The 15119-nt window shown below is 72.1% G+C and carries 8 protein-coding genes and 1 pseudogene; 7 read left to right on the top strand and 2 right to left on the bottom strand.

Annotated features, from left to right (window positions below; translation table 11 throughout):
* The first annotated feature begins 64 nt into the window (after window positions 1-64).
* From ABZ920_RS03620 to ABZ920_RS03605, 4 genes are read left to right on the top strand one after another with little or no spacing between them, the layout of a single operon-like run.
* Entirely contained in the window at window positions 65-2653 is a 2589-nt protein-coding gene (locus tag ABZ920_RS03620; protein WP_361498396.1) for a glycosyltransferase, read from the top strand.
* A gap of 20 nt (window positions 2654-2673) precedes the next feature.
* On the top strand, window positions 2674-4257 hold the full coding sequence (locus ABZ920_RS03615) for a glycosyltransferase family 4 protein (RefSeq protein WP_361498395.1): 1584 nt from the start codon (window positions 2674-2676) through the stop codon (window positions 4255-4257).
* On the top strand, window positions 4254-5939 hold the full coding sequence (locus ABZ920_RS03610; protein ID WP_361498394.1) for a glycosyltransferase: 1686 nt from the start codon (window positions 4254-4256) through the stop codon (window positions 5937-5939). The genes ABZ920_RS03615 and ABZ920_RS03610 overlap by 4 nt, the downstream gene beginning before the upstream one ends.
* Before the next feature lie 9 nt (window positions 5940-5948).
* Window positions 5949-7232: a nucleotide sugar dehydrogenase gene (locus ABZ920_RS03605; protein WP_361498392.1), complete on the top strand. Its 1284-nt coding sequence runs from the start codon at window positions 5949-5951 to the stop codon at window positions 7230-7232.
* 58 nt (window positions 7233-7290) lie between these two features.
* Here the strand turns inward: ABZ920_RS03605 and ABZ920_RS03600 are convergent, their stop codons facing one another.
* Entirely contained in the window at window positions 7291-8442 is a 1152-nt protein-coding gene (locus ABZ920_RS03600; RefSeq protein WP_361498390.1) for an acyltransferase, read from the bottom strand.
* A 114-nt stretch (window positions 8443-8556) separates the two neighbouring features.
* Complete coding sequence (locus ABZ920_RS03595; RefSeq protein WP_361498388.1) at window positions 8557-9159, bottom strand: acyltransferase; 603 nt, start codon at window positions 9157-9159, stop codon at window positions 8557-8559.
* Window positions 9160-9470: 311 nt separating this feature from the next.
* On the opposite strand from ABZ920_RS03595, the gene ABZ920_RS03590 reads away from it, so the two are divergent.
* From ABZ920_RS03590 to ABZ920_RS03580, 3 genes and pseudogenes are all read left to right on the top strand, one after another.
* Window positions 9471-11003 carry a VCBS repeat-containing protein gene (locus tag ABZ920_RS03590; RefSeq protein ID WP_361498386.1) on the top strand — a complete coding sequence of 511 codons (1533 nt, stop codon included), beginning with the start codon at window positions 9471-9473 and terminating at the stop codon, window positions 11001-11003.
* 291 nt (window positions 11004-11294) lie between these two features.
* Window positions 11295-14981: a LamG domain-containing protein gene (locus ABZ920_RS03585; RefSeq protein WP_361498384.1), complete on the top strand. Its 3687-nt coding sequence runs from the start codon at window positions 11295-11297 to the stop codon at window positions 14979-14981.
* Window positions 14982-15016: 35 nt separating this feature from the next.
* A pseudogene (locus ABZ920_RS03580) lies at window positions 15017-15119 on the top strand (AIM24 family protein); the annotation flags it as partial.

Raw genomic sequence — 15119 nt, 5'->3', positions numbered from 1 at the left:
TGCTCCCCGGCCCCCCTTTGAACAAGGGGGGCCGCACTCCTGTACCACCCGGAGGAAGTACCTGATGGAATCCCGTGCTCGCAGGCCGAGGCTGGCAGTGATCGTCGCCAACGGCATCACGGGCGACTCTCGTGTGCAGAAGACCGCCGTCGCTGCGGCACGAGACGGCTGGGACGTGACCCTCATAGGCCGGAGTGACACCAAGCGCGTCCAGCGGTCGAAAATGGGACCGATCGACGTGATCCGGGTGCCCGTCGGATCGGACTACATGCGTGAGGTGAAGGCGCGCCGCACCCGCACCCTGCGCGCGGCGGCCACCCAGTTCCACCTCCCGGACCAGGCGGCCCTGAACCGCTACACCGCGGCCTACAAGGCCTGGGTCCGGCAGAAGTCGGCGGAGAGCAACTGGGCGGGTGCCCCGCGCCGCACGTCCATCAAGGCGCTGCTGCGGGCCCGCCGTTCGGTGCACCGGCTGCGCGTCCAGGCGTACAAGTGGGAGCAGCGGCGCCGGCCCAAGGATCCGGCCCCGGTCCGGGACTGGCGGGTGGACTGGCCGCAGGTGGTCGACCTGGACCTCGCCTTCGGGCCGGTGATCGAGGAGATCGAGCCGGACGTCATCCACGCCAACGACGTGACGATGATCGCCACGGCCGCGCTCAGCGCCGCCCGGCTGCGCGCCCGCGGCCTGAAGTGCGCCTGGCTGTACGACGCGCACGAGTACGTTCGCGGCGTGGAGTGGCCCAACCCCCGCCAGGCGTACGCGCTGCCCGCGGTGGAGGCCGAGTTCATCGGCCGTGCCGACGCGGTCGTCACGGTCTCCCCGCAGATGGCGGAGCTGCTGAAGAACGACCACGAGCTGCCCGAGCTGCCGCTGGTGGTCGGCAACGCGCCGGTCCGCGAGGTGATCGGCGGCGGCAGCGCCGCCTCGTCGGTGCGCGAGGCCTGCGGTCTGGGCCCCGACGTACCGCTGATGGTCTACTCGGGCTGGATCGGCCCCGAGCGCGGCGTGGACGCCGTCATCGACGGCCTGCCGGAGCTGCCCGGCTTCCACCTCGCCCTGGTCCACGGCCGGATGACGCCGCTGCTGGAGCAGCTGCTCGCGCGGGCCGAGGCGCTCGGCGTGCGCGACCGGGTCCACCTGGTGCCGTACGTGCCGCAGCACGAGGTCGCCGACTACCTGTCCTCCGCCGACCTCGGTCTCACCCCCTTCCGGCGCGTGCCCAACTGCGAGGTGTCGCTGCCGACGAAGGTCTCCGAGTACCTCCAGGCCGGGCTGCCGCTGGTCACCAGCGACGTGAAGGTCATCAAGGCGTACGTCGAGGAGCACGGCCTGGGCGAGGTGTGGACCTGGGACGACCCGAAGACGTTCGCCGAGGCCGCCGCCCGGGCCATGGAGAACCGCGGCCGGCTCGCCGAGGCGATCACCGAGGACGTCCTCACCGACCTGTCCTGGGAGGCGCAGAGCGGCAAGCTGCTCCAGCTGTACCGCGAGCTGTCGAAGAAGACGCCGCCCGGCTCCCGGCCCGAGGTGTCCTGGACGGTGCAGGAGACGCCCGACGCCGTGCGCACGGCGGACACCACCACGGCCGACGGCCGGCCGCTGTGGCGCAGGATCGGTGACACCCGCGTCCGGCTGGGCCTCGGCCCCGCCAACTACGCCGGCCAGGGCGCCGCGTTCGCGCAGGCCATCACCCGCCTGAACCCGGACGTGTCCGCCGAGGTCGTGATGAACAAGCGGCCGGAATCCTTCGACTACCCGGCGGACGTGTACGTCGACGCCGACCGGCTGCGCGACCTCGACGTGCAGATGCAGCAGGTGGAGCGGATCATCGGCCGCTGCACGCACCTGCTCGTCGACGCCTTCATGCCGGTGTTCGGCCACCTCAACGGCACGTCCGTCGCCGGTGACCTCGACGCGCTCAAGCAGGCCGGCATCAAGGTGGCGCTGCTCGCGCACGGCAGCGAGATCCGCCACCCCGGCAACCACATGGCGCGGCACCCGTACTCGCTCTTCCACGACGCCCCCGACGGCATCGCGAAGCGGCTCCAGGCCAAGGCCGAGCTGAACAAGCGGATCGCGTCCGAAGCGGGCCTGCCCCTCTACGTGACGACGCCGGATCTCCTGGAGGACCTGCCGACGGCGAAGTGGGCGCCGCTGGTGGTCGACGTCGACAGCTGGGCCACCGACCGCCCGGTCATGGAGCGCGAACGCCCGCTGGTGCTGCACGCCCCGTCCAAGCGGTGGACCAAGGGCACCGACCGGATCATGCCGGTGCTCACCGAGCTCCACGACGCGGGGATCATCGAGTTCCGGCTCGCCGAGGGCATCCCGTGGGCGGAGATGCGCGACCTGGTGCAGAGCTGCGACCTCGTGCTCGACCAGTTCACCACCGGCAGCTACGGCACCTTCGCCGTGGAGGCGATGGCCGCGGGCAAGCCCGTCGTCGCCTACATCAGCGACGGTGTCAAGGCCGCGACGGACGGCGCCCTGCCCATCGTCAGCGCCACTCCCGACACCCTCCGCGAGGTCGTGGAGGGCCTGGTGGCCGACCGCGAGGGCACGGCCCGCATCGGCCGGCAGTCCGCCGAGTTCGCCCGGACCTACCACGACGGCACCTGGACCGCCCAGGTCCTGGGCGGTTTCCTGAAGTGACCAGTTCAGAAAGGCTGTTCATGGAAGCGCAGAGCGCCGACGCGCCCCGGCCGGTCAAGGGCCGGGTCGTGATGCTGGTCGACAACAACGTCCAGAACGACTCGCGGGTGCAGAAGGCCGCCGAGTCCGCCGCGGCCGCCGGCTGGGACGTGGTGCTGCTCGGTCTCGTCCGCTCCGGCAACGGGCGCAGCTGGAAGCTCGGCGACGCCGAGGTCCGGCTGCTCCCGCTGAAGACGCCGCTGGCCAAGCGGCACGCCGAACGGCACCGCTCGCTGCTGCGCCGTCCGTTCGCCTACCCGCCGGGTCCGATGTCGGCCTACCGGCGGCAGTGGGCCAAGGCCTGGCGGGCGGACGTGGCCACCCGCAGAGCCGCCCTGAAGGTGGCGCCGCAGGCCGTGGGCGGCCCGGCGTTCCGACGGGTGGAGAAGCTGCGCCTCCTCGCGGCCGGGCCGCTGTCGAAGTTCATGCAGAAGTGGGTCGAGTTCCGCGCGCGCCAGACCAGCCAGGCGCAGAAGGCGGGCCGTGCCCTGCGCGGGCCGCTGGACCGGGCCTTCACCGCCGTGTGGAAGACCGTCAAGGGCAGGCGGGCCTGGCGCCGCCTCGAACCGGTCCTGTGGGACTACGAGCTGACGTACGGCAAGGAGATCGACGCCCTCAAGCCCGATCTCATCCACGCCAACGACTTCCGGATGCTCGGCGTCGGCGCCCGCGCCGCGATACGGGCGCGCGCCAAGGGCCGCCCGGTCAAGCTGGTCTGGGACGCCCACGAGTATCTGCCCGGTGTCCGCCCGTGGGAGGACAACGCCCACTGGATCCCTGGCAACACCGCGCACGAGAGCGAGTACGCCCCGTTCGCCGACGCCGTGGTCACCGTCTCCGACGGCCTCGCCGACCTGCTCAAAGAGCGCCACGGCCTCACGGAGCAGCCGACCGTCGTCCTGAACGCGCCCGACCGCCCCGTCGAGCGGGACCCGGCGCTCGAGGACACCGAGCCGGAGCCGGACCTGCGCGCCCTGTGCGGCATCGGACCGGACGTCCCGCTCGTCGTCTACAGCGGCTCGCCCGGGCCGCAGCGCGGACTCGGCGACATGGTCGAGGCCCTGCCGAAGCTCGACGGCGTCCACATGGCGTTCGTGGTCCCCTCGCCGGCGGCCGCCTACATCCAGAGCCTGCTGCGGCGCGCCCAGGAACTCGGCGTCGGCGACCGGCTGCACGCCGTCCCGTACGTCAAGCACTGGCAGGTCGTCCGCTTCCTGTCCGCGGCGAACGTCGGCTGCATCCCGATCCACCACTGGCCCAACCACGAGATCGCGCTCATCACGAAGTTCTTCGAGTACTCGCACGCCCGGCTGCCGCTGGTGGTGAGCGACGTGAAGACGATGTCCGAGGTGACCCGCTCCACGGGCCAGGGCGAGATATGCCGGGCCGAGGACGTCGACGACCTCGTGCGCGCGATCAAGGCCGTGCTGGCCGACCCCGCGAAGTACACGGCCGCCTACGACAAGCCCGGGCTGCTCGACACCTGGACCTGGGAGGCACAGGCCGAGGTGCTGGACGGGCTGTACACCCGGCTGGTCGCGAGATCCACAGGGGCGGGTTCATGACCGGGCGAGTTCCCGACGTCACCGTCGTCGTGGCCGTCTACAACACCATGCCCTACCTCACGGAGTGCCTGAACTCCCTGGTGGGGCAGAGCATCGGCCGCGAGCGGCTGGAGATCGTCGCGGTCGACGACGGATCGACCGACGACAGCGGCCGCGAACTCGACCGGTTCGCGCGGCTGTACCCGGACACCGTCAAGGTGATCCACCAGCCCAACTCCGGGGGCCCGGCCGCGCCCAGCAACCGCGCGCTGGAGGTCGCCACCGGCCGCTACGTGTACTTCATCGGCTCCGACGACTACCTCGGCGAGGAGGCCCTGGAGCGCATGGTGGCCTGCGCCGACGCGGGCGACGCGGACGTCGTCGTCGGCAAGATGGCCGGCACGAACGGCCGGTACGTGCACCAGGCGCTCTACAAGGACGGCAACCGGGACGTCAGCCTGTACGACTCCGCCCTGCCGTTCACCCTGGCCAACACCAAGCTCTTCCGCCGGTCGCTGGTGGAGAAGCACAAGCTGCGCTTCCCCGAGAACCTGCCCGTCGGCAGCGACCAGCCGTTCACCATCGAGGCCTGCGTGCGCGCGCGGAAGATCTCGGTGGTGGCCGACTACATCTGCTACTTCGCCGTCAAGCGCGGCGACGCCAGCAACATCACCTACCGCGCCGACCACCTGTCCCGGCTGCGCTGCACCGCCGAGATCATGGACTTCACGGCCGGTCTCCTCGAACCGGGCCCGCAGCGCGACGCCGTACTGCGCCGGCACTTCACCTGGGAGCTGGCCAAGCTCGTCCAGGACGACTTCCCCGCCCTGGACCGCGCCCTGCAGCGGGAGATCTGCGCGGGCATCGCCAAGCTCGCCGACGTCTACTTCACCGACGGCATCCGCGACGCCATGGACGTCAAGCGCCGGGTGCGCATCGCCCTGGCCCAGGCCGGCGCCGTGGACGAGCTGAGCGAGGCGATCAGCGGCGAGAAGGAGCACGGCGCGCCCCCCTTCGTCGTCGAGGGCGATCGCGCCTACGCCCGCTACCCGGGCTTCCGCTCGCCGCGCCTGGGCCTGCCCGACCGCACCTACGAGCTGATCGGCGAGGCGGTCCCCGGTCGGCTCGCCGAGGGGACCGAGCTGCTGAGCTCCGGCTGGGAGCAGCCGGGCGACGGCCTGGTCTACACGGCCTCCGTGCGGCTGCCGGTCGTCGGCGACGTCGGCGGTGCCACCCTGCGGCTGGTCCAGGGCGCCATGCCGAAGTCGGCGAACAAGACCGGCGCCCGCAGGCTCCCCGCCGACCGCACGCCGCCCGCACCGGTCGGGGAGATCACGACGGAGCCCGCCGCGGACGGGGCCGGCACCGTGCTGCACGCCCGGGTCCCGCTGGAGAGGCGTACCGTCAGGCTGGGCGTCCGCGTGTACGTGGACGTCGCCGGCGAGACCTACGAGATCGCGGTGCGCGGCAAGGACAAGCCCATGCCCCTGGCCCGCCGCTGGGGCCGGGACGAGGACCCCTACCGCGGCTCCGCGCTCGTCAACGACAAGGGCCGTGTGGTGATCGACACGGCCCAGATGCACCCGCCCAGGCGGGCCCTGGCCTACCGGGCCATGCGGCGCGTGGCCGGGAAGCTGAAGTCCCGTGCCGTCGGCTTGACGTCGACCGGTTCCAAGAAGCCGAACGGTTCGAAAAGGAAGTAGCCACCCTCCATGAACATCTGTGTAGTAGCGCTCGGCAAGATCGGGCTTCCGCTGGCCGTTCAGTTCGCGTCCAAGGGCCACCGGGTCATCGGCGCGGACGTCAACGAGAAGGTCGTCGAGCTGGTCAACGCCGGCACCGAGCCCTTCCCCGGTGAGCACGACCTGGACGTCAAGCTCAAGCAGGCCGTCGACGCCGGTCTGCTGAGCGCGACCACGGACACCGCGGCCGCGGTCGCCGAGTCCGAGGCCGTCGTCGTGGTCGTGCCGCTGTTCGTCGACGCCGAGGGCGTGCCGGACTTCGGCTGGATGGACGCGGCCACGAAGGCGATCGCCCAGGGCCTCAAGCCGGGCACCCTCGTCTCCTACGAGACCACCCTGCCGGTCGGCACGACCCGCACCCGCTGGGCGCCGATGCTGGCCGAGGGCTCGGGCCTGCGGGCCGGTGAGGACTTCCACCTGGTGTTCTCGCCGGAGCGCGTGCTCACCGGCCGGGTCTTCGCCGACCTGCGCCGCTACCCGAAGCTGGTCGGCGGCATCGACGAGGCGTCCACCGCCCGCGGTGTGGCCTTCTACGAGCAGGTCCTCGACTTCGACGAGCGCGACGACCTGCCGCAGCCGAACGGCGTCTGGGACCTGGGCACCGCCGAGGCCTCCGAGCTGGCCAAACTCGCCGAGACGACCTACCGGGACGTCAACATCGGCCTGGCGAACCAGTTCGCGCGCTTCGCCGACGCCAACGGCATCGACGTCAAGAAGGTCATCGAGGCCTGCAACTCGCAGCCCTACAGCCACATCCACCAGCCGGGCATCGCCGTCGGCGGCCACTGCATCCCGATCTACCCGCGGATGTACCTGTGGAACGACCCGGCCGCCACCGTCGTGCGCTCCGCCCGTGAGGCGAACGCCGCGATGCCCCAGTACGCCGTCGACCTGCTCGCGGCCGCGTACGGCGACCTGACGGGCGTGAACGTCCTCGTGCTGGGCGCCGCCTACCGCGGCGGCGTGAAGGAGACCGCCTTCTCCGGCGTCTTCCCGACCGTCGAGGCGCTCAAGGCGCGCGGCGCCGTCCCGTTCGTCTCGGACCCGATGTACACGGCCGACGAGCTGACCGCGCTGGGTCTGACGCCCCACCAGGGCGAGAAGGTCACCGCCGCGGTCCTGCAGGCCGACCACGCCGAGTACCGCTCCCTGACCCCGGCCGACCTGCCGGACGTCACGGTCCTCGTCGACGGCCGCCGCACCACCGACCCGGAGGCCTGGAAGGGCGTCCGCCGCGTCGTCATCGGCGGCTGACACCTCCCTCACGACGAAGGGCCCGTCCGGCTGGACGGGCCCTTCCTCGTGTCGGCGGTCAGCTCCCGGCGTCGGCCGCGCGCCGGCGGGACTCCTTCTCCAGGGCGCTGCGCAGCCACCGCTGCGAGGGCTTCTCCACGAACCGGTGCACCAGCCACGACAGCACCAGCAGGGACGCCGTGGTGACGCCCAGCGTGGCCCAGGCCCCCAGGTGCCCGTACAGGGTGCGGATCATCGCCCAGCCCAGCTCCTCGTGGAGCAGGTAGAGCGGGTAGACCAGCGCGCCCGCCGTGGCCAGCCACTTCCAGCCGATCCGGTCGAGCTTGTGCAGCGCGACGGCGAGGACCAGCAGGTAGAAGACGGTGACCAGAGCCAGGGCGACGTAGGGGTCGCGGTCCATGCCCTCGTCGTGGCGCAGGTGGTCGGCGTGCTGGACGAGGTCGCTCTGCATCACGAGCCAGCTTGCCCCGAGCAGGCCCCACAGCTTGAGGTCGGGGCCGAATCGGTACATCAGGTACATCGCGATGCCGGACACGAACAGCGCGGTGTTCAGCGGCTGGGCGAAGATGCCGAGCAGGGGGACGTCGTCCTGCTGCACCAGGACGCTCGAGAGCAGCCACAGCCAGCAGAAGACGGAGACGCGGATGTAGTCCAGGCCCTTCCAGAGGACGACCAGGAAGATCAGGTAGAAGGTGAGCTCCACCCACAGCGTCCAGTAGGCGCCCACGAGGTGCCGGGCCGAGAGGGGCACCTGGAACATGGTCAGGTTCGTCAGGGACTCGCTGACGCTCGGTGCCTTGCGCGCGCCGTCCGGCAGCCCCCGCCACACGAGGACCGCGACGACGACCGAGAACCAGTAGGCGGGGAAGAGCCGCAGGAAGCGGGCCCGCACGAACTGCCCCGGCGTGCGGTCCCAGGCGGACAGGCAGATGACGAAGCCGCTGATGATGAAGAACAGCTGGACGCCGTAGGAGCCGTAGGAGGTGACCGGGAAGAGCCAGGGGAACAGCTCCTTGGGGTTCACACCCCAGTTCGCCCGGGTCGCCGCGTCGACGCCGGTGAAGTGGAATATCAGCACGGAGAGCGCCGCCACGACCCGGAGGGCGTCCAGCGCGTACAACCGGGGGGCCGGCGCCTTCGCGGGCGGCACGGAGCCGCGCGCGTCCGCCGCGTCACGGGGTGCCGGAACCTTGACGTCGGTCTGGGACATGTCTGGTCCTCGCTGTGTGTTCTGGGCGCCCGGGCCGCGCGGCCCGGGCGCCGGTGAGGCCGGAGGACCGAAGGCTCCGGTGTCCCGGGCCGCCCCCGCCGATGCCGCTTGCGCTCACTCCGCCTCGGCGAGCGTCCCCTCGGCCGTCTCCTTGTACAGCCGGCCGGACGTGGGGCACTCCCAGACCCCGGCCTCGCCCTCGCGCTCGACCAGTCGGACGCCCTCGTGGCCGACCCAGCCGATCTGCCGCGCGGGCACGCCGACGACGAGCGCGAAGTCGGGGACGTCCTTGGTGACGACCGCGCCGGCCGCGACCATGGCCCACCGGCCGATCCGGACCGGGGCCACGCACACCGACCGCGCGCCGATCGAGGCGCCGTCGGCGATCTTCACGCCGACGGCCTCCCAGTCGCCGCCCCGCTTCTGCTTGAACTCGGGGTCCACGGAACGGGGGTTGTGGTCGTTGGTGAGGACCACGGCGGGGCCGATGAAGACGCCGTCACCGAGTTCGGCCGGCTCGTAGACGAGCGCGTAGTTCTGCAGCTTGCAGTTGTCGCCCATGCGCACGCCCGAACCGACGTACGCGCCGCGGCCGATGACGCAGCCCTCGCCCAGGCGGGCGTCCTCACGGATCTGCGCGAGGTCCCACACGCTGCTTCCGGCGCCGATCTCGGCGGTGTCGTCGACCTGGGCGCTGGGCTGGACCCTGTAGTTCACTTCTCTGCCTTCCCCTGGTGCTTCGGCAGCGAGCATACGGGGACCGGGCGCCCCACAGGGCGGGGCGTCGTCCCGCGGATGCCGGAGGCCGCCCACCGGCGGGGCGGAGCCGCCGACGGTGTGGCGGACCCACGCCGGTCCTGTGTCCCACGTGTGCGGCTTACGCGGGTTTTGTGAACGGCCGCCTCGGCCGGTGTGACCTTTGCCACGTTCGGGGCAGTGGAATCTCCTATTGCATGCTCACCTCAAGTGACGCGATGATCCCCTGGCGTTTTTAGACCGTCTTTATCTACGGGGGGCCGGTGTCAAGGGTGGGGAAAGTCTGGCGGCACAGTGCTGCCGCCGCGCTGACGGCAGCGCTGCTGACGGGGGGATTAGGAGCCGGCGCCACGTCGGCCGCGGCCGCCGTCGCGTGCCCGTCGGGAACCGAGTCCGACTTCAACGGGGACGGCGTCAGGGACACGGCGGTCGCCGATCCCGAGGCGAGCGACGACGGCGTGGCGAAGTCGGGTGCGGTGCACGTCGTCTACGGCGGGGGCAAGGGCACCCTCACGCTGAAGCAGTCCCTCGACAACGTGCCGGGAGCCCCCGAGACGGGCGACCGGTTCGGCTTCTCCCTCGCCGTCTACGACGCGGACCTGGACGGCTGCAGCGACCTGGTGGTCGGCAACCCGTACGAGGACATCGGCACCGTGCCCGACTCCGGGTCCGTGCACGTCTTCTACGGCTCCACCAGCGGCCTGAACGCCGGCCGGGCGGTGAAGGAGTTCTACCAGGGCACCGACAAGCCACTGGGCGGCGGCGCGGAGACCGACGACTGGGTCGGCTACGCGGTCGCCGCCGGCAAGACGTCCGGCGGCCAGCCGTACCTGCTGATCGGCAGCCCCGGCGAGTCCGTCGGCACCGTCGACGACGCCGGCGCCTTCTACTACGTGAGCGGCACCGCGCAGACGGTCGTCTTCGTCAGCCAGGACACCGACAAGGCCGGCGACGTGGCCGGCGTCGCGGAGCAGGACGACCGCTTCGGCTCCACCTTCGCCGCGACCCCGACCCACTTCGCGGTCGGCACGCCCGGCGAGGCGCTCGGCACGACGACCTTCGCGGGCGGCGTGGCCTGGTTCAACCACACCCTGACCTCCGGCTACCCGAAGCCGCTCGGCGGTCTCGGCCAGGACCAGGACGCGATCAGCGGCGCCGAGGAGGTCGGCGACCAGTTCGGCGCCGCGCTGGCCATGGTCCCCTACCGCCCCTCCGGCGCCACCTCCACCACCGAGTCGCTGCTCGCGGTCGGCGTCCCCGGCGAGGACCTGTCGACGACCGTCGACGCCGGCGCCGTGCAGGTCTTCCGCCTCACCGCGAGCGGCAGCTTCTCCGAGGTCGCCTGGATCGACCAGAACAGCGCCGATGTCGACGGCGAGGCCGAGGCCGGCGACTTCTTCGGCCGGCGCCTCGCCGCCGTCAACACCTCCCCGAACGCGACGTCCACCGCGACGACGACCCGGCTCGCGATCGGCGTGCCCGGCGAGGAGTCGTCCGAGGAGCACGCGGACAAGGGCGGCGTCCTCGTCGTGCCGATGGTCGGCGCCGCCGGCGGCTCCGACCAGTGGGTCGACCCCGGATACGGCATCCCGTCCACGCCCGCGCCGCGCATGCTCACCGGCCTGTCCCTGGGGGGCAACTCCGCGCTGCTGTACGTGGGGGTGCCCTACGGGCCGGCCGAGGGCAGGGCCGTCTACGGCTTCCCGTGGAACGTGGCCTCCGGCGGGGCTCCGACGCTGACGATCAAGCCCGGTGAGGCCGGTCTTCCGGCGGACGGCGTCGCCTTCGGCACCACCGTCCGCTGACGAGGGCCCGCACCGTCGTGGGGACCGGCACCGCCCGGGCCCCACGACGGCCACCCCGAGGGTGACCCCCGGCGGACCGGCCGTTCACGCCGTCCCGTGGAACACCGCCTCGGGCGGCGCGCCCACGCAGACCTGGAAGCCCGGCGAGGGCGGCATTCCCGCGGGCGGCGCCGCCTTCGGCGCGGCCGTGCGGTGAGCACCCGCCGGCCCCTTGGCCCCTCACGCCGGACCGGGCGGTCCGGCGACCGGAACTCCGAGACAACCGACACGAAGCGACTGGGGAGTGGACGCGTGTCCGCAGACAGACAGAGACCGGTACGGCGCGCCGTGCTGCTGCGCGCCGCCGTGGCGGCCGCCGTCGCCGGCGCGGTGGTGGCGGGCGGCGCGGCGGTCCTGCCGGGCGGCGACGCCCCGGCGCGGGACCAGGCGCCGGTCGCCGCCGGCCGGCCGGCGCAGACCGAGCAGCAGGCCCTGGAACTGGCCCGCAGGAGCGGCAAGAAGGCCGAGGTCGTCGGGCTGCGCACCGAGCGCAGGGAGATCTTCGCCGAGCCCGACGGCACCTTCACCGCCCGCGAGTACACCGAACCCGTCCGCACCGTCCGCGACGGCGCGTGGGTCGACATCGACGCCACCCTGGTGAAGCGCGCCGACGGCGGCTGGGGGCCCAAGGCCGCCACCGTCGACCTGAGCCTCTCCTCGGGCCAGGCGGGCAAGCCGTTCGTGACCCTGCGGCGGGCGGGCCGCGAGTTCGCCCTGACCTGGCCGTACGGCAAGCTGCCCGCGCCGCGGGTCGACGGGGACACCGCCACCTACCCCGACGCCCTGCCCGGCGTCGACCTGACCGTCCGCGCCGAGCCCGACGGCTTCGGCCATCTGCTGGTCGTCAAGACGCCCGAGGCGGCGGCGAACCCGAAGCTGGCCCGGCTCGACCTCGGCATGACGACCGACGGCCTGAAGGTCGCCGAGGACGCCACCGGCGCGATCGTCGCCGAGGACTCCGCCGTGGGCGGCACCGTCTTCCAGGCCGGCAAGCCGGCGATGTGGGACTCGGCGGCCGTCGCCGAGGCCGCGGCGCGGCGGCAGGGCCCCGAGGCCGTCACCAAGGCCCTGAGGTCCGCGGCCGCCGGGGCCGGCGAGCGCACGACGGCGACCGCCACGGCGACCGCGACCGCCGGTCCCACGGCCGGGGGCCGGGCGCCACAGGCCGCCCTCGAAGGCCCGGGCGGCGGCGGCCGTGTCGCACCGCTGGACGTCCAGGTCGCACCGGGCAGACTGAGCCTCGTCCCCGACCGCAGGCTGCTCACCGGCGCGGACACCGTCTTTCCCGTCGTCATCGACCCCATCCAGCGGACCACCTCGCGCACCGCCTGGACCGGCGTCATGTCGGGGATGCCCAGCGAGCAGGACTGGAAGTACTCGGGCAGCGCGGGCGTCGGCAAGTGCCCCACCGACTACAACCCGGTCTCCTGCAACGGCGTCGGCGTCCGCCGCGTGCTGTTCACGATGCCCCTCTCCTTCTACAAGGGGAAGCAGATCCTGGGCGCGACCTTCTCCGCCCGGGTGGAGCACATCTACAGCGCCTCCCCGACCGCGGAACCGATCAAGCTGTACCGGGTCGGCGGCAAGAACTACTCGATCACCTCGTCCAGCAACTGGTCCAACACCTCGGACGACTGGGTCGACTACCTGCAGACCGTCGACAAGGCGATCTCCCCGACCTCCTGCTCCAGCCAGGCCAACCTGCACTTCGAGAGCGGTGCGACCGGGGAGCTGACCAGCGAGGTCAAGACGGCCGCCGCCGAGGGCTGGAGTTCGATGACGCTGGGCCTGAGGGCCTCGGACGAGACCCGCTTCGCCGAGTGGAAGCGGATCTGCGGCAACGCCTACCTGTCGGTCAAGTACAACAACCTGCCGCGCCAGATCAAGACCTCCGACATGTCCACCGATCCCGGCGGCCTGTGCAAGTGGGGAGCGAGCCGCGAGTTCACCGAGGTCCCGCCGAAGCTGCAGGCCATCGCGAGCGACCCCGACCACGGCAACGGCCAGACCGACAAGGTGAAGGTCGAGTTCAAGGTGGAGTGGACCGACCCCGCCACCAAGGAGGCCAAGTCCTACAGCTACACCACACCGGACTGGCTCTCCCCGACGACCAGCACCAAGTTCACGCACACCGTCAAGTCGACGATCCCGCAGAACACCGTCGTCTACTGGAGCGCGCGCGCCTACGACGGTGACGGCTGGGGCCCGTGGAGCTGGGAGGGCGACACCGCGCAGCGCTGCGAGTTCATCTACGACAAGACGCTGCCCGGCAAGCCCAACGTCCTGTCCAAGCAGTACCCGTCGGACACCGTCTACCACGACGGCGTGGGCACCTACGGCACCTTCACCTTCGCGCCCAACCCGAACGACTCCATCCCGGACACCGACGTCGTCAAGTACCGCTACGCCTTCGACAGCACCGCCAGCCCCGCGACCACCCTCACCCCGTCCTCGGCCGGCGGCTCCGTCTCCGTGCAGTGGATGCCCACCCGTTCCGGACGGCACTGGGTGGACGTGATCGCCGTCGACAAGGCGGAGAACCCGAGCACCAAGGCGCACTACGAGTTCCTGGTGAGCGAGGGCGCGCCGGTCGTCGGCCAGTGGAACCTCGCCGACCAGGACGGCAGCGGCGAGGCCAACGAGGAGAGCGGCCAGTACGCGGCGACCGCGGGCAGCGCCGTCACGTTCGGCGTGGACGGTCCCGGCGGAAAGGCCGACAAGGCGGCCCGCTTCGACGGCAGCGCCGAGGCGTACCTCGACGCGAGCGAGACCGTGCTCGACACCGCCCGGAGCTTCAGCGTCAGCGCCTGGGTGCGGCCCACCTCGCTGGACCGCGACATGGCGGTCGTCAGCCAGGACGGCACCGGCGAGCCCGGCTTCACCCTCGGCTACGACGCGTCCGCGCAGACCTGGAAGTTCTCCGTCCCGGTCAACGACGTGGACTCCCTCGGCGAGTGGAAGGCCGTGTCCACCGGGCTGACCGTCGTCAAGGACCAGTGGGTGCAGCTGACCGGCGTGTACGACGCGCAGAAGAGCGGCGGCCCGGTGCTCCAGCTCTACGTCAACAAGGACCTGAAGGGCTCCGCCACACGGCGCTCCACCTGGAAGTCCTACGGACCGCTGCAGATCGGCCGCGCGACGGCCAGGAGCGGCTACCGCGACCACTTCACCGGCGACCTCGCCGAGGTCCGGGTCTTCGACCGCGTCCTGCCGCCGGCCCAGGTCGCCGAGCTGATGACGGTCAAGCCGGAGCGCAAGGGCTACTGGCAGCTGGACGACGCCGCGGGCGGCGCGGCGGCCGAGACCGGCGGCGGCCAGGCGCTCACCCTGGCGGGCAACGCCTCCGTCTACCGCCCGGCCGACCCGCTGTTCGACACCGCGGCCCTCGTCGGCGACGGCAACCTGGTCCTGGACGGCGACGGGGACTACGCGTCCACCGCCACCGCCCCGGTCGCCGGCAACGGCAGCTTCACCGTGACCGCGCGCGCCCAGCTCACCTCGCTGGACCCGGAGAAGTCGCAGACCGTGCTGTCGCTGCCCGGCGCCAACGCCAACCGCGTCCAGGTCCGCTACCAGGCGGCCACCGGCCAGTGGGAACTGGCCGTCGCCACCACCGACGCCGCCGACGCCGAGGTCGTCACCTTCACCGACGACCAGGAGCTCCCCGACACCGGCGGCTCCGGCCAGCACCTGGCGGTCGTCTACGACGCCTTCGCCAACACGGTCCGGCTCTACGTCCAGGGCCAGCTCGTCGCGGGCGCCTACGGCACGGACGACACCCTGTGGTCCGCCACCGGCGGCCTGCAGGTGGGCCGTTCGCTGCGCGGGGCGAGCGAGTACTTCGCCGGAGCCATCGACGAGGTGCGCGTCTACAGCGGGGCGGCCGACCAGGTCGCGGTGCAGCAGATGGCCCAGCTTGTGGCGACCCCCGACATGTGACGGGCTGTCACCCGAACACCCGGGGTGCCGGACGCATGACGTCCGCCCCCGCACCTGTGACCGCCCGCATGGAGAACCACGGCAGCCACATGCTGAAGGTGGCCATGCAGACCGGCGACGACCTCCTCGCGCGCGTGG

This window comes from Streptomyces sp. NPDC046831 (genome assembly GCF_040645305.1).
Classification (GTDB): Bacteria; Actinomycetota; Actinomycetes; order Streptomycetales; family Streptomycetaceae; genus Streptomyces.
This window is presented reverse-complemented; position numbering and strand designations above follow the sequence as displayed.

What these genes read in the sequence shown, in the direction of transcription:
- ABZ920_RS03620 (WP_361498396.1), top strand. Translation starts at nt 65, where the DNA reads ATGGAATCCCGTGCTCGCAGGCCGAGGCTGGCAGTGATCGTCGCCAAC.
- ABZ920_RS03615 (WP_361498395.1), top strand. Translation starts at nt 2,674, where the DNA reads ATGGAAGCGCAGAGCGCCGACGCGCCCCGGCCGGTCAAGGGCCGGGTC.
- ABZ920_RS03610 (WP_361498394.1), top strand. Translation starts at nt 4,254, where the DNA reads ATGACCGGGCGAGTTCCCGACGTCACCGTCGTCGTGGCCGTCTACAAC.
- ABZ920_RS03605 (WP_361498392.1), top strand. Translation starts at nt 5,949, where the DNA reads ATGAACATCTGTGTAGTAGCGCTCGGCAAGATCGGGCTTCCGCTGGCC.
- ABZ920_RS03600 (WP_361498390.1), bottom strand. Translation starts at nt 8,442, where the DNA reads ATGTCCCAGACCGACGTCAAGGTTCCGGCACCCCGTGACGCGGCGGAC.